The organism is uncultured Fibrobacter sp. (assembly GCF_947305105.1).
Taxonomy (GTDB): domain Bacteria; phylum Fibrobacterota; class Fibrobacteria; order Fibrobacterales; family Fibrobacteraceae; genus Fibrobacter.
This window is the reverse complement of sequence record NZ_CAMZCS010000006.1, coordinates 121,143-138,322: the sequence shown is the minus strand read 5'-3', so window position 1 is coordinate 138,322 and position 17,180 is coordinate 121,143. Positions and strand designations below refer to the sequence as shown.

Sequence of the window (17,180 nt, the reverse complement as noted above, 5' to 3'; positions counted from 1 at the left end):
CCTGATGGCATGCTGCCCCGAAAAAGAAAGCAATGCCGCGCAAGGCCCTTCGGCAAGCTCAGGGACCTTGCAGACTCAACAAACCGCACCTGCAACAGAATCTGCACAACCGGAGAAAGATATGAACAAGCTTAACCTCACCGCCGAATGGGACAAGGTTTTCCCCAAGAGCGACAAGGTCGAACATTCCAAGGTCACTTTCAAGAACCATTTTGGCATTGAACTCGCCGCCGACATGTTCGTGCCCAAGGACACGAGCCTCAAGGTGAACGGAAAGTTCCCCGCAATCGCAGTCTCTGGCCCGTTCGGAGCCGTCAAGGAACAGTCCAGCGGCCTTTACGCCCAGCAGATGGCGGAACGTGGATTCCTGACCATCGCATTCGACCCGAGCTTTACCGGCGAATCGGGCGGCGAGCCGCGCTACATGAACAGCCCGGACATCAACACCGAAGACTTCATGGCGTCCGTGGATTTCCTCTCGACCCGCGACGACGTTGACTCGGAACGCATCGGCATCATCGGCATTTGCGGCTGGGGCGGCATGGCGATTAACGCTGCCGGCATTGATACCCGCGTAAAGGCGACGGTTGCTTCGACCATGTACGACATGAGCCGCGTATCCGCAAATGGCTACTTCGATGCCGCAAACAACGCCGACGCCCGCAACGAGGCCCGCAAGGCTCTGATGGCCCAGCGCACCAAGGACTTCAAGAACGGCACGTACGATCTGGCCGGCGGCGTGGTGGACCCGCTCCCGGACGACGCACCTTACTTTGTCAAGGATTACTACGCCTACTACAAGACCCCGCGCGGCTACCACAAGCGCTCCCTCAACAGCAACAAGGGCTGGGCCGCCTCCGCAGGCACCTCGCTCATGAACACGAAGCTCCTCGCATACGCCGACGAAATCCGTAACCCCGTACTCATCATCCACGGCGAAAAGGCCCACAGCCGCTACTTCGGCGAAGGCGCATTCGAAAAGATGACCGGCAAGAAGGCGAACGTCCCGGCAAAACTTGACGCCACCAAGAACTGGAGCAAGACCGTCGGCAACAAGGAACTCCTCGTTATCCCCGGAGCCTCCCACGTGGACCTCTACGACAACCTGGAAAAAATCCCCTTCGAAAAGCTGAACGAATTCTTCAAGACGAATTTGAAGTAACTTGACTGATGTCATCCCCGCGTAGGCGGGGATCTCCTGTATTGTGTCATCCTGAGCGAAGTGCCGCAGGTACGCAGCCGAAGGATCTAAAAGAGGATCATGTTTATGAAAAAACTTTTCGCATTCATCGCCACTCTTTTGCTGTTCGCAGCTTGCTCTTCTGACGCGGCGTCGTTTGTCAAACCGACGCAATCCGAAGCTCAGACGCCGAAATCATCCGCCAATTCATCTGCCCAAACGGAGGCTCCCGTGAAACTCAAGATCCATGTGAACGACACCACCTTCACGGCAACGCTCGAAGAAAATTCCTCGGCCAAGGCCTTCGCCGAATTCCTCGCGCAGGGCGATATGACGCTCGACATGCACGACTACGGCAGTTTCGAGAAGGTGGCCGACCTGCCGCGCAGTTTCCCGCGCAACGATAAGCAAATCGACACCGACGCAGGCGACATCATCCTTTACCAGGGCAATTCCATCACCATCTACTACGACAAGAATTCCTGGAACTTCACGCGCCTCGCCCGCATCGACAACGTGAACAAGAAACGCCTCCAGCAGATCCTCGGCAAAGGGAACGTGAAGGCGACATTTTCGGTGGAATAAACAGCGAAAGCTCTAACTAACCCTTGTTTTTGTAATCAAATTTTTACTTTAAATTTCTAGTTGTTCTATTGACATTACAACGGCAATTGGATATATTTTGTGTTGTAATAATTAAAGAACAACAGAAAAATAAAAAAAGGGCATGGCCCAAGGAGACTCAAAATGGAAAAGAACAACTTCAAGACCGTAAAACTTGGCAAGGGCGTCGTGGAAGTCTACGATTTCGGCGCGGTCAAGCTGCATGCCTACAAGACAAACGACCTGATAACCGACGAGTGTTTCTTGCTGGAAAAGGGCGGCAAGATGTTCATGGTCGAAGCCCCCTGTTTCTTCGACAACATTAGGGAACTGGAAGCCTACATCAAGGTCCTTTCGGTAGAATTCGTGGGCACGGTGATTGCCTACCATGGCGCGGGCGCGACCTTCATGAAGGGGGCTCCCGTGTACAGCACCCGCCATGCCGACGATTACAACCATAACGGGGGAGGTGCGGCCCTGGTCAAGAATTTCACGGCGGCTTTTGGCGATGCTTTTGACAGCTCCATTTACGCGACGACAGACTTTATCGAAGGCGAGACTTTGAATCTCGCGGGCATCGACATGCGCATTGTCGCGACCCAGGAGGCATTCGATATCGAATTTCCCGAAATCAACGTTGTCTACACCCACATGATGGGCCACGACGTCCATTCCATCGTGGCAGGGAGCAAGCACGCCGATGCCATCATCGCGCAGCTCACGGATTACATCGACCGCGGAATTTCCCTGATTCTCACGTCACACTATACGGTGGAAAATCTGGAAGATGCACGTGCAAAAATCCAGTACCTGAAGGTGATGAAGAATATCGCCCTCAAGAACGTGAACCCGGCGGCATTCAAGAGCGCCATGAAGCAGGAATTTACGAACTACTCCGGCGAAAATTACCTGGACATGACGGCGGGAATGTTCTACAAATAGACCAAGGTGCGTGTGAACGCAGGCAACAATTGTTAAATTGTGGATTATGAAAGTCAGCGTTCGTTTTACGGCAGCGGTCCACACCTTGCTTTGCATCCACTTCTTCGAGGGTGTGGAACGGGTGACCTCGGAATTCATATCGGGCAGCACCGGCGTGAATGCGGTCATCATCCGCAAGGTTCTTTTGCAGTTGCAAAAGGCGGGCCTGGTTGAGACGGCTCCTGGCGTAGGGGGCTCTCACCTTGCGCGTCCTGCCGACAAGATAACGCTCCTGGATGTCTACAAGGCCATCAACGATAACGACGAGGAACGGATCGTCTTCAGTTTCCACCCGGAACCGAATCCGCTGTGCCCCGTAGGCAGGAACATCCATCGCCTGTTGGACCCGGCCCTGAATTCGGCGCAGACGGCGCTGGAAATGGAACTGGAGAAGACGACCCTGAAGGGCCTCGCCGCACAACTCAAGACCGCCCCTGAGTCATCCGGGAGGAAACATGAACCAAGCAGAGCGCAGACTATTCCTGATAAAGTATCTACTGGCGGAAAGTCCCAGGTACAGTGGCACGACCATCCCCGCGGACGCCGAAGGACAGAAAATCCTGTTGCGTTCCTTGATGAACGTGCGGGAGGCCGCCCCCGCAAGCGATGAATTCTACAGGATTCAGGACGAATACCTGCAGGAATCCATCCGTGACCGCGGAATAACGGATGTCGCGGACATCGAAAGTGTTGGCAGGCGGTTCAGTGCGGGTGCGCCCGACCTGTTTGGCGATTCCTTGTTCCTGTGGCGCGGCGACATCACCACCCTCAGGGTGGATGCAATCGTGAATGCGGCCAACAGCGGCATGACGGGTTGCTGGCAGCCTTGCCACAGCTGTATCGACAATTGCATCCATACCTTCGCGGGGGTCCGCCTCCGTAGCGCTTGCGACGCCCTGATGAAACGGCAAGGACACCCCGAACCCACAGGACAGGCAAAAATCACGCCGGCCTACAACCTGCCCTGCAAATACGTGCTGCACACGGTGGGGCCAATCGTGGGCGACGGCCTTACGGAACGGGACTGCGAGTTGCTGGAATCGTGCTACAGGAACTGTCTCGAAGTTGCGGCCCGGAACGGTGTGGAATCTATCGCCTTCTGCTGTATTTCTACAGGTGTATTCCGTTTTCCGCCGGAACGTGCCGCCCAAATTGCGGTGGATACGGTGCTGGAATGGAAGCGCCGTACACAAAGCCCCATGAAGGTTGTCTTTAACGTTTTCAGCGAAAAGGACGAGGCTATCTATGCGCGGATTTTCGAAAAGTTCAACGGATGATTTTTCTGCCGAAGTGTCGAGACTGAAAGAGGCGCTGGCAAGGGCGGATGCCGTCGTCGTGGGCGCGGGCGCTGGACTTTCGACATCGGCGGGATTTACCTATTCCGGGGAACGCTTTGTCAAGTACTTCGCTGACTTTTCTGTAAAGTACGGCTTTTCGGACATGTATTCCGGCGGCTTTTTTCCTTACGGCACACCCGAAGAAATGTGGGCCTTCTGGAGCCGCTATGTCACGATAAACCGCTACATGGCCGCCCCGAAACCCGTCTACGAAAATCTCCTGAAAATCCTACGGGATAAGGATTACTTTGTCCTTACCACCAACGTGGACCATTGTTTCCAAAAGGCGGGCTTTGACAAGGAACGGCTCTTTTACACCCAGGGCGATTACGGGCTTTTCCAATGCAGCAAGCCGTGCCACCCCTGCACCTACGACAACGAAAAGCAGATTCGTGCCATGTTCGACGCCCAGGGATTTTCAAAAGAGACGGGCTTGTTCGCCGCCATGACCGTCCCTGCGGAACTGTTGCCCAGGTGCCCCATTTGCGGCCGCCCCATGTCCATGAACCTGCGCTCTGATTCCACCTTCGTAGAAGACGACGGCTGGCATCGTGCTGCAAAACGTTACCGCGAATTTCTCGACAGATGTAACGCCATGCGCGGCGGAAACGTGTTGTTCCTGGAACTGGGCGTAGGCATGAACACTCCCGGAATCATCAAGTACCCGTTCTGGCAAATGACCGCATTGAATTCGAACGCCACCTACGCCTGCATCAACTACGGACAGGCCTACGCTCCCGACGACATCGGGCCCCGCTCGTTATGCGTCGACGGCGATATCGGCGAGGTGGTGGCGAAACTTCTTTGATGAAGGATTTGACGAATCACTCGAATAATTTCATTTCAAAGGAGATGTCGCCGCGATCGTAGGGGAATTTTTCCTTGTCGACGGGGATTTCCGCAAAGCCGAATTTTTCATATAAGTGAATTGCGTGTGTACACTTGCGGTTGGTAACGAGAACGATGTTTTTCGCCTGTTTTTCGCGGGCGTACTCGATGCAGGCCTTGAGGCAAGCGCTGCCCGCACCGGTTCCCGTGTACATGCCCTTGGCGGCGAATTTCATAATTTCCCATTCCCCTGCACTGCGTGGGGCGACCATGCAGCATGCCATTAGGTTGTCGCTGTCGTCAACGGCGAAAAAGATTTCCGCACCTGCCGCGATGGCTGTCTCGACACTTGAAAGTTCGCGCTCGTCTTCGGGTTCCACCTTGAACATGGATGAAATCCACGCCAGGTTCATTTCGACAAAGTCTTTGCGGTACTTTGGGTTGTAAGGGACGATTTTCATGCTGACAATATAAAAATTTCCGAACCGTAAAACCCATAATTCTAGCCGTAATTTTGCTATTGGTCACACGGTTCCGCAGATTATAAAGAAGGAGCCAGGAATTCCTCCTGCCGTTCTATACCACGGAACAACGCACAGGGCCTTGCTGCAAATCCTTCAGGATGGATTAAAGCCGATGCAACGGCAATATGTTCACCTTTCCATAGATGTTGAAACCGCGACCCGTGTCGGCAAAAGACGCGATTCGGAGCCGGTCATCTTGAACATAGATACGGAAGCCGCACAAAAGGCGGGCATCCAGTTCTATATCGGAAATGACAAGGTTTGGCTTTGCAACAGGGTGCCGAAGGAATGTATTACGGTGTAATTATTTGATAGGAAGAAGTTCTGCCAACGTCTTTTGTGCCTCACCAAACGCACCATAGTTCTCCATCACGGACCTTACATCCAGCAAAATTCCTGCAATCCGGTGGTAAGGACGATAATCGTCTTCACCTGGCCTTGCATCAAGATTCTTCCAGTTCCCATGACAGTGGCCTATAAAGCGCATCTTGCAAGGACGCGTTTCAAAGCCGTCGTCCGGCGGTAATTGAGAGTTGTCGGCATCAAAAGAATACGGCAGTAGGAACGCATTGTAAATAGGCTTTGGCAGAGTGTCATTCTGGAGCGAAGCCGAAGGCGTAGCGATAGAATCCACTCCTAAAATCGTTTTCCAATGTGTTTCCACATATTCCGCATAAGCAATTTGCTTGCAGATTGAACCAGATGAAGGCAAATCTGCCGCAGAACCAGTCATGCCAAACTTGTAGTATTTGGCATCCAGAACATAAAGACGATTGCCTTCCTGATCCCACATAATCGTATCGGGACGCATTGCATAATTGGGATTTTCGTATCCGCGGGCTCCAGAACTCAGATCCCATTCACAGTGAGGATTAAATTTATCCTTGGTGACCCCCTGCGGCAACTTCCCGAAAATTTTATCCACCATCGCTTCCCACACAGGGGCGAAGGTGTTTACGCCAAACAACGGCTCGTTTTCGCTACCATCTTCGCCACGATTTTCCTTGTTTCCTAAATAGCGGACCATTTTCAGCATCGCATGGAAAAGTTCCAGGTGTTTATCGTTGAATGTCGCTGCGATTTTATCCTGAATCACTTCTGCAAACAGTTCATAATCGAACAAAAGTTCCGGTTCTTCGACTTCTTTTTCTGAAACACCGTAAAGCGGGCCTATCAGCTGAGCAGATTCCTTGACGCAAAACTTGTGGACGAGCGTAATCAGGTTGTCTTCACGGTAACTCGTCTTGCGCGTAATCAAGTTCAGATATACAACCTGATCGTGACCTTCTTCGTCTTTGACGACCTGCGGCTTAATTCTTTTAATTGTTCGCGGCCAGCTGATTTTGCCGGAGAAACCCTTCTTGTAAATCGTTTCGGATTCCACAAAGTAGCCGAAATCAAGATAGTATTGCAATACCGAAAGATACGCGTAGAACGGGAAATCCAGTTGGGATTTTTTCAAGTCTTCTTCGGAGAAATAGCTTTGCAGGGATTTATCGTTCAATACAGCAATAAGCTGGTAGAAATCCCGCTTGCAAATATCTTCAGGAGGCTTAGACGCACGATACCCCATCGGGAAATAGATCTTAGGTTGATTGTCTTCAATCCTTATCCCGACAAACGATTTATCCTTCTTTTCGTCACTTGAATACCAGGCATCATACACGCAAAAATCCGCAAAAGACGTGAAAGCCTTTTGTGCGGGTTCTGCGATATGTTGTGCAAGTGCTGTCATTTAGGTATTCGCCTGCTTTTGCAACTTTGCCTTATCCACGTCATTCATCTTGAAAATCTTTTCAAAGGACTCAAATCCGACGGACGTTTCAAAAGCGTCTATCAAATCCGAAAGCGAGTTGACTTTGTCGTCCTTGACGAAAATCTCGCCAGACTTATTGCGCTTGAAAACGTCGTCCCACAGATACTTGAGAACCTTTTCCGCGAAGTCTTCTTTCTTGATTTTATCTACACCGTTAATCTTTTCACCGGTGATAAACCAACCGCCCAGACACTTGTCATCAGCCTTCAAAACAGCCGTCTGTGGCAAGAGAATCTTCTCGTTTATCCATTTACGGAAATCACCCCAGTAAACGCCTGTATCGTCAATTTCGGTCTTGTACTGGGCGGATTTTTCGTCCAAAACATTTCGAATCATCTTTGACTTGAAACGGCGCTGGAACGCATTATCCATCGTGAACACGTTTTGGTCATTTGTGTTCATCGTTGCGTAAATAGAAAGATTCGGCGGCAAGCGCACAGCAGTATTGTTGATAAACTTTATTTCGTTACCGTACGGGACGGAATCGTCGTATTCAATCTTTTCCGGATTATCCGTACTTTTCTGGCGAACATACGCGTTCACATCAATGTTTGTAACTCCATAAGAACTCCAACCTGTGTCATAGACGTTACCCGAGAGTTCTTCAGGGCCGTCTTCCGGGCGTATACGGTCCAGTAACTGGAACATTTCGCCAAAAATGGCGGCCGCATTGCCGCGGTTGATTTCCTCGATAACCAAGAAGAACGGCTCTGCGGGATTGCGATATGCCCTGCGCACGATTTCCGCAAACGGACCCGGTTTAAAGCGATACTCAACACCGCCGTTATCCGGCTTTACGTAAGGATAAATCTGCCCCACGAAATCCGCATTGCAATATTCTGGATGGAACACACAGCGAACCTTATGATATTCCTTGTCCGTGACGCCGTATTTGTCCAATTCGGCGTTGATGACCTTGTTTACTTCGTAGCTCTTGCCACAGCCCGGAACACCGTAGTAGATGATTTGGGTGGGGGCGAAAGAAACATTGTTTTCCTTTTCTTGATTATCCTTTTCTGATGAGATAATAGGTGTCTCATTTTGAATTTTTTCGCGTTCTTTTAATTCCCAATCAGCCCAATCTGTCCATTCCGTTTGAGGTAAGCTCAAATTAGAATAAGTATAACTATTATCATCAACGCTCACACAATATAAATGAAGAGTGTCAAAATGCTCGATGAAAAAGCCATAACACATCAAACGTTCTTGATAATGTCTTTGAATTTCTTCAAAGGATTCTTGGTTTTTTATTGTATCATAAGTTGTATGAGGAGAATATTTGATTGATCGTCTCCTGTAGTGAGATTTGTTAACGTCTTGTATTTTTGTTAACAATAGAATGATTGGAGTATTCCGAAAAATTTTGGCATTGTTTTGAAAATGAACAATAACATTATCAAATTTTGATGCTAATTGTATTTCCTGATATTCGGGATTTAAATACGATTCGCTTGCAGTGACGAATAATTTCTTCTTGCCTAAAATGCAAGATGTTTTAGCCAAAGGGACTGAATTAAAGTACATTCCCTTTAACATATTCTCATAACCTTCCGCTTTGAAATAATACGGAGGCATATCATCTCTAGGCTCTCGTGATTGACCAAGAGCAGTTTCCCATGAAGGACATTCTCCATTTTGTGGAGTAAAAATCAAAGATCCTTGGTCAAGTCTCATAGTTGCCTCCATATATGAGCTAAAAGAATTCCGACGACATTCACATCCCAGCCATTTCCGGCTCTTTTGGATAATTGTGAATACGATTGATTGTCAAAGTTGATTTCGCATTTCTTTTTATCGCGAGATATGTCAAACCCCATTAAACGGAATTGCTCATGAACAGACATCTTTCGAACAATTTCCTTGCCCTTATCTTTACCAGATTTCTTAGGCGGCTCAATAACACGAAGACTATTATGTTCCGGCTGGGTGATTGTTATGCTGTAGCCATCTTTTTTGATTTTCTTGTTATACACGTCAAAACACAACGGCGTTTTTACGACAAAAGAATCAATATGATGTTTCTCCTTCAAATGAGCAATTTGTTCATCTGACAGATAAAGAAATTTTTCAGGGGAGTTGTCCAAGAAATCTGCCATTTTCAAATCACTTTGGATTTCTGGAGGCTTTATTTCAAAGTTTTCCGGTAATCCACCTAATCGAGCGAACATCCAAAGGCGCTCTCTATTTTGCGGAACCCCATAATCCTTCGAGTTCAGAACAACCTTTGCCAATGTGTTTTCTTCCGTCGTGCCATATCCCATTTCAATCAAGTCTTTTACAAGTTGATCGTGGATGGGCTTAAACTTTCCAGAAGTAAAGCCTTTAACATTTTCTAAAAGGATGTACTTCGGCTTTTTTACTCGACATATTCGAATGATATGTCCAAGCATTGCCCCTCGACCATAGGGATCTTCGGTTCCCAATTGCATTCCTGCGGAAGAGAAGGGCTGGCAAGGAAAACCGCCTGTAAACAAATCAAAATCAGGCAATTCATTAGGGTCAATCTGTGTGATATCGCCCCAATTCTTTATAGGGTTTCCTTTCGCATCACGATGATTCGCGTCAAATAACTTCGAAGCGTATTTATCGAACTCTGAATAACCAACAACAGTGTAATCAAAATTCGTCAAAGCTTTTTTTGCTCTTTTCAATCCAAAGGATGCTCCGCCATAACCAGCAAAGCCTTCAAAAACCCTGAGTACATTCTTCTTCTGTCGAGTCTGGGCCATATCGCTCCATTTTGAAAGTGAACGAGTTCACTCTCGCGGGAGCGGTTCTGGCCGATTCGCTTGGCCGGGGTGCAGGCAAAAAGAACGGCGGGGAGCCGACTCACTCCTCGCCTAAAAGCGCGACATTTTCAAAAGAATACAATAGCTCGCAACATGTGCAATTGTTCGGCCCTTCAACATGCTCAGGGACCTTACAAAGGCACACCACCCTAAGCGTACAATACGCCCAGGGTACACTACGCCCATGCAACCCACAGGCGAAGGCGAGTTATTGTCTTATTCTTTCTGTTCGTGAAAGTGTCTAGTTTTCAAGAGAAGAACAAGAGCGATACTCAACGAGCGTTCACCCTCGTTCTTGCAGACTCTTCCAAGCATTTTCTGGATACAAAAAAGGCGTGGAGTTGAATGCACTTACCTCTTGAAGGCCTAGACTGCCCGAACAAAATAAGCGCAAACAACTCACGCCCCAAAAGGCCGTTTGCATACAGGCAAACTGCTATAAAACAATAGACCATGTAGCAAAACGATGCGGCTGGCATACGCCGGTCGCAGACGTGAGCGTTCGCCTTATTCTCCTTGTTCGTGAAAGTGTCTAGTTTTCAAGAGGAGAACAAGAGCAAAAACTCTATTTTCATTCAAAATATAGATTATTCCGCTGTCAAAAGGTGACGCCACGCCCGGAAGGCAAGAAAAAAGCGTAAAAACGCAGATTTCAACCGCCTGCAGGGGTCAATTTTCCTCAAAATTCCCAAAATTTTCGCGATTTTCGCCGATTGTCATAATGTGACATACGAGGAATGTATATTTGCATCAAGAACACTTTACCCCGCCTTTTTTTTGCTTGTAGGCGGATTGGAGTAGAAGATGAATGAAAAAGAGATTGCGATTCCGAACCTACTGGAGGAATCAGGCGTAGAAAAGATGATTCTGGTCATTCGTGACAAGCAGGTGTTGCTTGATCGCGATCTAGCAACGCTTTATGGGGTAGAAACGAGGGCCATAAATCAGGCCGTCAAGCGAAATATGGAAAGGTTCCCGGAAAGGAATTGTTTTCAGTTGACAGAGCTGGAATTTTCAAATTGGAAATCACAAATTGTGATGTCCAATTCTGAGAAAATGGGCTTGCGTAAGATGCCGTTTGCCTTTACTGAGCAAGGAGTGGCAATGCTTTCAGCTGTTTTGCGTACCAAAACGGCAATTAAGGTGTCTCTCGCTATAATGGACGCTTTCGTGCAATTGCGTCACCTTATGATGGGTAACGGCGGTCTTATCAACCGTCTTTCAAATGTAGAAGCAAAGGATTTGGAACAGGACAGCCGCTTGACCGGTCATGACGAGCATTTGTTTGACCATGACCGTAAATTTGACGAACTTTTCGAGGCAATGGACCGTGGCGAGCTCAAATCCAAGGGTTTATTTTACAACAACCAGGAGTTCGATGCCTATGTATTTGTCTGCGACCTGATTCGTCAGGCAAAGAAAAGAATCGTACTTGTCGACAGGTACGTGACTGAAAAAACGTTGGCCATGATGCTCAAGCGGGAAAAAGGCGTTTCCGTGACAATCTACACCTATGACAAAAGCAAAGTCCTTGAAATGGACCTAGCCACTTACAACGAACAATATCCCGATAGCCCGATGCAAGTTCTGCCTAGTTACGGGATGCACGACCGATTCTTGTTCATAGACGATACGGCCTACCACTTCGGGGCTTCGCTCAAGGATTTGGGCAAGAACACCTTCTTCTTTACTCAAGAAGATTTTACGTTGGACGAAGTGCTGAAGGAATCGCAGAAGATTCAGGCAGAAAAAGAAAGCTAGGCGTTACAAGGTGACAACGCAGATTAGGTTTCTGCGGGGGGGGGGATTTTCCTCAAAATTGTCAAAGGACGAAGTTGAAATTTTGCGGACGAAAATTTCGTCCACAAATTATTCGGCCAAAAGCAGATCTTTACCCTACGCTTTCACAGAAAAAGGCCTCTATATGCTTGCGACAATCTTAAAAAGCAAGACGGCGATTAACACAACTTTCGCCATCATCGAGACTTTTGCGGCTGTTCGAGAACTCAAGAGAGAACTTGTGGAGTTGCATAAAGAAGGCGACAAGGAGGAAAAGCATTCGAAAATGCAGCATTTCGGAGAGATTCTCACAAACATCGTTATGCCGGATTTAGAAACAACGGAAACAGAATCCTCGCTGGAACTGAACTTTATCATAGGCAAGATAAAACATTCCGTAAAGCGTGTTAAGCGATAGATGAAATTCGGCGCAATCAGCAAGGCCGACGGAACAACTTTTGAAATCCTTGCGGAACGGGTAAAATTTTGTCAAAATAGCAAAAAAAAATGAATCTAGAGTGTTTGTATATTTTATATGGATATATGAAACAATCGTTAGCGACATTTAAAAAGATATTGGTGCTTGTGCTGCTCGCGGCATTTGCAAGTTTCGCTCATGCCGAAACGCCTTCGATTGATTCAACAACCGTGGATTCTGCAGTAACCTCGGCGAATGTCGATGCCGCACAAAAGCTTTCCCCGCTCGACCATCTGGGCCATAACATGTTGCTGAGTGCGTTCGGCTGGCCGCTCGGATTCCACATGCTCGGCGGTGCGCTCACGTACAAGTTCTCAATGGAAAATAACGACCTGATGGTGGCCCGTTTTGCGGCACGTCAGGATCAACTTGTTTACGGCATTGCGTTCACTCCCGGCATGATGATGGGGACATTTTTCCCGATTCTTGTTCCGGGCTACATGTACTTTATCAGCGACAACCGCGCGCTGAACAACACCGGTGCCGTCGCCGTGCAGGCTACCGCCGTGGCTTTCCTCTACAACAACATCCTCAAGGCGATTTCGGCACGCGAGCACCCTGACGCAGAACTCAACAGTGGCGAGCGTTCCCGCGATTTCAAATGGGGATTTTTTAGGCGCGGCGTCTTTTACGGCTGGCCCTCGGGACATTCCATGACCAACGCGGCTATGGCCATGAGCATCGCAAGCTACAACCGCGACAAGCCCCTCGTCGTGGCGGGCTGCGCCCTGTATGCGGGCTATATCGCGACAAGCATGGTGCTCGGCGCAAAAGGGGAGGCCCACTGGTTTTCCGACGCCGTCGCGGGCACCCTGATGGGAGCCTCCATCGGCTGGTACATCGGCAGCGTGTTCTACAAGGAAAAAGTCGGCGAAAAGCTGACCCCGCCCAAGGTTACCATCGCCCCGCTATTTTACGACGACACCAAAGGCGCCGTGCTCAGCGTGAGAATTTAAGTTTTCGCTATGCGTCATGCGCATACTGAGCATGAAAATTAAGCATTTTGCGCATACTCCGAAAATATTTATATTACATATGAAACATTTCGGAGTGGCAAAATGAAACTCAAATTTTTAACACTATTTTCAATCCTTGCGCTCGCTGCGAGCGTTTTTGCGGAGAGTGCCATGAGCAACATTACGGTAAACCTGCGCTATACGGGTAAGAACGGGGCGGCAAAGAAGTTCGCCGAAGAGATGGTTTCTAGCGGAACGGTGGCGAAAATCCGTGCCGAGAAGGGCAACATCCGCTACGAATATTTCCAGTCGCTGGACGATCCCGAAACCATCTTGTTGATTGACGCGTGGGAAAGCCAGGCGGCCATCGACGTGCACCATGCTTCGCCCATGATGAAGACGATTGCGAAGCTCCGCGACAAGTACGACTTGAAAATGACTGTCGAACGCTACACGCCCGACAACACCATGCCCAAGACCGACGAAAAGTTCATCAGGAAGTGAGTCGCGAAAATGCAACGCCCGCGCGCTATTTCATTAACTTCACCTTGAAAAATTCCACGTTCATTTCGCGGTCAGCGAGCGGTACAATCTTGCGGTCCTTGGGAATTTCGTAATCAAACTTCTGGTCCGAAACGAACGTCAACAGCGAAGACTGCTCGATGAGCTTTGAAATGCCCTTCGTGCTGTCGTGTTTGATGAAGGTGACGTCGGGAATCTTCTTGCGCTTGACCTGCTCCCAGAACCCTACGTTGCTGCGCTGGATGATGGTTTCGCCCTTGAGTTCCCGGAGCCGGATGGACTTGCGCTTCGCAAGCGGGTGCTTTTTGGGGAGCGCAATCGAGAGCCGCTCCTGCATGTATTTTTCGGCGCGGTATTTCTTTGCGCGTGGGGCCCTAAGCGTGATGCCGATGTCCGCAGTGCCTTCGTTCAGCGCCTTCAGCACGCCCGACTCGTTGTCGATAATCTCGTAAGTGACCTGCGCGCCGGGGTATTTTTCCTGCAGTTCCTGCACCATCCGCATGGCAGGGAGAATGGCCACCGACGCGATAGAGAACATGCGCATGGCCCCCTGCGGGCTTACCTTTTCCAGCATTTCGCCCTGCAAATCCATGATGCGCTTCGCGTATTCGGCGACCGTGCGTCCCTTCTCGTTCAGCTCGATGCGGTTCTTTTTGCGCTCGAAGAGCGGAGCACCGATTTCGTCTTCCAGCTTCTTGAACGCGCGGCTCACCGCCGGCTGCGAAGTGTAGAGCTTGTCCGCAACGGCAGAAAGCGTCCCGTATTCCAGGAACCCGGCCAGCAATCGTAAAATGTAGGTCTCGACAAACATAAAAAGCCCCTTTTGGGGAGAATATAATAAATCCGCTATGCGTCAAGTGAATAGTGGACGTTTAAAACTTACCCACAGGCACAATCTTGATTGTGTAGCCTTTCTTTTCGATAGTCCTTTCCTCGTTCCATGTCACAATAGTCAGGTTGTCGCAGCCTAGTTCTCCCGCACATTCGACGATGCTGTCCACTTCCCGCTTTATAGTCTTTTCTTTGGACATGTCGTAGCAAACCTGGATAAGTTCCTTGACCTTGTTGCCTTCACGAAGTACAAAGTCGGTTTCCTTGTCGTTTCGGGAATGGTAATAGAACAAAGTCTTTTCGGTGTCATACCCGCGATGGAGCAACTCCACAAAGACCTGGTTTTCCAGCAATTTCCCGAGATTTTCGCTCAAATTGAAAGCCTTCGATGCAACAAAACCGTTATCAACCACATACACCTTGCGGGGCGCTTTTTTCATCAACTTTAGTTTGTTGTTATACCTGTCCAGATAATAAAACAGAAACGGCTCGTGCAAGTAATCCATGAACTTTTTTGTTGTGGTGACGCTAGAGAGCCCAAGGTCATCGGCCACGTCGTTGTAGCTAAATGTTCCCGTGAAATTGGACAAAAGAAACATGGCTACATTGTTCAAGTCAGTTGCGTTTCTGATCTTATGTCTTCTGACAATATCCTTGTACAGAATGGAATCGAAAAGGGTCTGTAAATAACTCTGGGTAATAGACCTTTGAGTAAAAGTCTCCGGATAACCGCCGTTTTTCAAGAAGTCGTCTTGTATTTTTTCCGCATTACCCAAGCGGCTAGCAAACTGCGATGCTTCGGCAAGGCTAAATGGCAGCATGTTGATTTCAAGGTAGCGGCCAGTTAGTACGGTTGCCATTTCGCCAGAAAGCATTTTGGCGTTACTGCCGGTTATGACCAAATTCACGCCACGTCGATAAAGTTTATTTACCCAGACATCCCAATCGTCAATGTTCTGCACTTCGTCCAGTAGCAGGTACTCGTAATTCGGATAGATTTCGCTGAGCAGCTGTTCGGCCTGCTGTTCGTCCCACTTGTTCAATAGTTCGTTATCGTCAAAATTCAGGTAGGCGAAGTTCTTGCCTCGCAACATCAAAAGGGCCTGGGTGGATTTTCCGACACGCCTCGGCCCCGTCAAAAGCTTGATGTTTGGGCTTTTCAGCAATTCGTCAAAGTCGTATATGGTTTGACGGGGGATATACGGCAGACCGAGAAGTCTGTCCCGTTCCTTGCGCTGGTTTTGTATGGCTATCTTCATAGGATGAACCGTCCTTTACCCATAAAAATAGCTTTTTTTATTCAATAAATGTACTGTATTGGATAAAAAATGTACTTTTTTATCCAGTTTGACTAAAATCTTGACGATTTTCACCAGTTCTCGTAGCGGTGTCTGAGTCGTCGATGTCTTAATATTTTGCCGTATCAATCAATCGATACCCGTTCTTGATGGCGACATAGACAGCGTCTTCAGCCACCTTGCCGCGCAAAGTCCAAGTGCCAAGCCCGAGAACCGGCATGTCGAAACCCGAATTCAACTTGACCGTTGGGGCCGCCCCTTTGCTATTCTGCACGCTTGAACCACCTCATGCCCTAAAAATAACCAAATCCCGCCATAAATCAAAATACTTATTTCGCATAAAAGATATGCTTTGAAGGCATAGTTTTACATTTTTTTTGAAAATGTCATAATATGACATTGCGAGATTGTATATTTGCAATGAGCAGAAAAGACTCGCAATTTCAAGCATATCAACAACTCCCTAAATGAAGAATTTAAGGGCTTTCCAACGGTCGCAAATTTTGCGCCTGTTCAAATGGAATTTTAGCCCGAAAATGGATTATTTGTTTTTTTCAAGAGCAGATGGTTACTTCCGCTATGCATCACACGCATAGTGGGCATAAAAATTACGCATTACGCGGCCGTTCTAGATTTATTTATATTATACTCAACCGGTTCAAGAAATTTTTAACAAAAAAGGCGGATTCCATGAAAAAAATCACCTTGATTCTTTTATCACTTCTTCTAGGAGTCTCTATGGCAGCAGAAAAGAAAATCCTCGTCGTTTACTATTCCCGTGCCGATGAAAACTACACCGTCGGGAACATTTCCAAGGGCAATACTGAAATCATTGCCGAGATGATTGCGAAAAAGACGGGCGGCACGCTTTTGCATGTGGAGCCCGCGAAGGAATACCCCAAGAAATACGACGACTGCATTAACGTGGCCAAGAAGGAACTTGCGCAGGACGCACGCCCGGCCATCAAGCCGGTGAACGTGAACCCCGAAGAATTCGACGAGATTTACGTCGGTTACCCGGTGTGGTGGGGCGAAATGCCCATGCCCATGTTCACTTTCTTCGAGAAGTATAACCTGAAGGGCAAGACGATTCACCCGTTCGTGACCCACGAAGGCAGCGGCCTCTCGGGTGTGCAGCGCCTCAAGAAGGTGACCGGCGCGAATGTGACCCCCGGCCTTGCCATCTACGGACACGTGGCCCAGAACGAACGCGACAAAGCCCAGAAAGAAGTCGACAAGTGGGTGAAGTAGGCTTGCG

Annotated in this window: 18 protein-coding genes and 1 pseudogene; 12 read left to right on the top strand and 7 right to left on the bottom strand. The window is 48.7% G+C overall.

All coding sequences use genetic code 11. The features are described from left to right. Positions 1–121: 121 nt before the first annotated feature. From Q0Y46_RS04860 to Q0Y46_RS04835, 6 genes and pseudogenes are all read left to right on the top strand, one after another. Positions 122–1,162: an alpha/beta hydrolase gene (locus Q0Y46_RS04860; RefSeq protein WP_366522477.1), complete on the top strand. Its 1,041-nt coding sequence runs from the start codon at positions 122–124 to the stop codon at positions 1,160–1,162. 105 nt (positions 1,163–1,267) lie between these two features. Further along, positions 1,268–1,765, top strand: a complete 498-nt coding sequence (locus Q0Y46_RS04855) for a cyclophilin-like fold protein (protein ID WP_297945516.1) — start codon at positions 1,268–1,270, stop codon at positions 1,763–1,765. A gap of 162 nt (positions 1,766–1,927) precedes the next feature. Next, positions 1,928–2,725: a hypothetical protein gene (locus Q0Y46_RS04850; RefSeq protein ID WP_297945514.1), complete on the top strand. Its 798-nt coding sequence runs from the start codon at positions 1,928–1,930 to the stop codon at positions 2,723–2,725. A 46-nt stretch (positions 2,726–2,771) separates the two neighbouring features. Then, positions 2,772–3,188, top strand: a pseudogene (locus tag Q0Y46_RS04845) (Rrf2 family transcriptional regulator); the annotation flags it as partial. A 31-nt stretch (positions 3,189–3,219) separates the two neighbouring features. Next, complete coding sequence (locus tag Q0Y46_RS04840) at positions 3,220–4,041, top strand: protein-ADP-ribose hydrolase (RefSeq protein ID WP_366522474.1); 822 nt, start codon at positions 3,220–3,222, stop codon at positions 4,039–4,041. Beyond that, complete coding sequence (locus Q0Y46_RS04835) at positions 4,010–4,909, top strand: hypothetical protein (protein ID WP_297945510.1); 900 nt, start codon at positions 4,010–4,012, stop codon at positions 4,907–4,909. The genes Q0Y46_RS04840 and Q0Y46_RS04835 overlap by 32 nt, the downstream gene beginning before the upstream one ends. 16 nt (positions 4,910–4,925) lie before the next feature. Here Q0Y46_RS04835 and Q0Y46_RS04830 read toward each other — a convergent pair whose 3' ends face one another. Further along, positions 4,926–5,390, bottom strand: a complete 465-nt coding sequence (locus tag Q0Y46_RS04830; RefSeq protein WP_297945508.1) for a GNAT family N-acetyltransferase — start codon at positions 5,388–5,390, stop codon at positions 4,926–4,928. A gap of 58 nt (positions 5,391–5,448) precedes the next feature. On the opposite strand from Q0Y46_RS04830, the gene Q0Y46_RS04825 reads away from it, so the two are divergent. Beyond that, complete coding sequence (locus Q0Y46_RS04825; RefSeq protein WP_366522476.1) at positions 5,449–5,757, top strand: RNA 2'-phosphotransferase; 309 nt, start codon at positions 5,449–5,451, stop codon at positions 5,755–5,757. On the opposite strand, the gene Q0Y46_RS04820 is transcribed toward Q0Y46_RS04825, so the two are convergent. The 3 genes from Q0Y46_RS04820 to dcm all read right to left on the bottom strand — a co-directional run bounded on the left by Q0Y46_RS04820 (position 5,758) and on the right by dcm (position 9,998). Then, entirely contained in the window at positions 5,758–7,188 is a 1,431-nt protein-coding gene (locus Q0Y46_RS04820; RefSeq protein WP_297945506.1) for an LlaJI family restriction endonuclease, read from the bottom strand. It lies immediately after the preceding gene. Further along, entirely contained in the window at positions 7,189–8,379 is a 1,191-nt protein-coding gene (locus Q0Y46_RS04815; protein WP_297945504.1) for an AAA family ATPase, read from the bottom strand. Positions 8,380–8,939: 560 nt separating this feature from the next. Beyond that, positions 8,940–9,998: a DNA (cytosine-5-)-methyltransferase gene (gene dcm / locus Q0Y46_RS04810; RefSeq protein ID WP_297945502.1), complete on the bottom strand. Its 1,059-nt coding sequence runs from the start codon at positions 9,996–9,998 to the stop codon at positions 8,940–8,942. 864 nt (positions 9,999–10,862) lie between these two features. Between dcm and Q0Y46_RS04805 the strand changes: the two genes are divergently transcribed. The 4 genes from Q0Y46_RS04805 to Q0Y46_RS04790 all read left to right on the top strand — a co-directional run bounded on the left by Q0Y46_RS04805 (position 10,863) and on the right by Q0Y46_RS04790 (position 13,775). After that, complete coding sequence (locus Q0Y46_RS04805; RefSeq protein WP_297945500.1) at positions 10,863–11,819, top strand: ORF6N domain-containing protein; 957 nt, start codon at positions 10,863–10,865, stop codon at positions 11,817–11,819. A 10-nt stretch (positions 11,820–11,829) separates the two neighbouring features. Next, positions 11,830–12,255, top strand: a complete 426-nt coding sequence (locus tag Q0Y46_RS04800; RefSeq protein ID WP_297945498.1) for an ORF6N domain-containing protein — start codon at positions 11,830–11,832, stop codon at positions 12,253–12,255. Positions 12,256–12,380: 125 nt separating this feature from the next. Continuing rightward, a complete protein-coding gene (locus Q0Y46_RS04795; protein ID WP_297945496.1) occupies positions 12,381–13,271 on the top strand; it encodes a phosphatase PAP2 family protein in 891 nt (296 codons plus the stop codon). Positions 13,272–13,442: 171 nt separating this feature from the next. Continuing rightward, complete coding sequence (locus Q0Y46_RS04790) at positions 13,443–13,775, top strand: putative quinol monooxygenase (protein ID WP_072980505.1); 333 nt, start codon at positions 13,443–13,445, stop codon at positions 13,773–13,775. 25 nt (positions 13,776–13,800) lie between these two features. On the opposite strand, the gene Q0Y46_RS04785 is transcribed toward Q0Y46_RS04790, so the two are convergent. From Q0Y46_RS04785 to Q0Y46_RS04775, 3 genes are all read right to left on the bottom strand, one after another. Further along, a complete protein-coding gene (locus Q0Y46_RS04785; protein WP_297945494.1) occupies positions 13,801–14,604 on the bottom strand; it encodes a LysR family transcriptional regulator in 804 nt (267 codons plus the stop codon). Positions 14,605–14,665: 61 nt separating this feature from the next. Further along, positions 14,666–15,883, bottom strand: a complete 1,218-nt coding sequence (locus Q0Y46_RS04780) for an ATP-binding protein (RefSeq protein WP_297945492.1) — start codon at positions 15,881–15,883, stop codon at positions 14,666–14,668. Positions 15,884–16,031: 148 nt separating this feature from the next. Continuing rightward, positions 16,032–16,196 carry a hypothetical protein gene (locus Q0Y46_RS04775; protein ID WP_297945490.1) on the bottom strand — a complete coding sequence of 55 codons (165 nt, stop codon included), beginning with the start codon at positions 16,194–16,196 and terminating at the stop codon, positions 16,032–16,034. Between the two features lie 464 nt (positions 16,197–16,660). Between Q0Y46_RS04775 and Q0Y46_RS04770 the strand changes: the two genes are divergently transcribed. Then, positions 16,661–17,173 (top strand): flavodoxin, encoded by a 513-nt coding sequence (locus Q0Y46_RS04770; protein WP_297945488.1) that lies wholly within the window; start codon positions 16,661–16,663, stop codon positions 17,171–17,173. Positions 17,174–17,180: the final 7 nt, after the last annotated feature.

Coding starts and splice junctions, on each gene's coding strand:
- Q0Y46_RS04860 (WP_366522477.1), top strand. CDS start 122: ATGAACAAGCTTAACCTCACCGCCGAATGGGACAAGGTTTTCCCCAAG.
- Q0Y46_RS04855 (WP_297945516.1), top strand. CDS start 1,268: ATGAAAAAACTTTTCGCATTCATCGCCACTCTTTTGCTGTTCGCAGCT.
- Q0Y46_RS04850 (WP_297945514.1), top strand. CDS start 1,928: ATGGAAAAGAACAACTTCAAGACCGTAAAACTTGGCAAGGGCGTCGTG.
- Q0Y46_RS04840 (WP_366522474.1), top strand. CDS start 3,220: ATGAACCAAGCAGAGCGCAGACTATTCCTGATAAAGTATCTACTGGCG.
- Q0Y46_RS04835 (WP_297945510.1), top strand. CDS start 4,010: ATGCGCGGATTTTCGAAAAGTTCAACGGATGATTTTTCTGCCGAAGTG.
- Q0Y46_RS04830 (WP_297945508.1), bottom strand. CDS start 5,390: ATGAAAATCGTCCCTTACAACCCAAAGTACCGCAAAGACTTTGTCGAA.
- Q0Y46_RS04820 (WP_297945506.1), bottom strand. CDS start 7,188: ATGACAGCACTTGCACAACATATCGCAGAACCCGCACAAAAGGCTTTC.
- dcm (WP_297945502.1), bottom strand. CDS start 9,998: ATGGCCCAGACTCGACAGAAGAAGAATGTACTCAGGGTTTTTGAAGGC.
- Q0Y46_RS04805 (WP_297945500.1), top strand. CDS start 10,863: ATGAATGAAAAAGAGATTGCGATTCCGAACCTACTGGAGGAATCAGGC.
- Q0Y46_RS04795 (WP_297945496.1), top strand. CDS start 12,381: ATGAAACAATCGTTAGCGACATTTAAAAAGATATTGGTGCTTGTGCTG.
- Q0Y46_RS04790 (WP_072980505.1), top strand. CDS start 13,443: ATGAGCAACATTACGGTAAACCTGCGCTATACGGGTAAGAACGGGGCG.
- Q0Y46_RS04785 (WP_297945494.1), bottom strand. CDS start 14,604: ATGTTTGTCGAGACCTACATTTTACGATTGCTGGCCGGGTTCCTGGAA.
- Q0Y46_RS04780 (WP_297945492.1), bottom strand. CDS start 15,883: ATGAAGATAGCCATACAAAACCAGCGCAAGGAACGGGACAGACTTCTC.
- Q0Y46_RS04770 (WP_297945488.1), top strand. CDS start 16,661: ATGGCAGCAGAAAAGAAAATCCTCGTCGTTTACTATTCCCGTGCCGAT.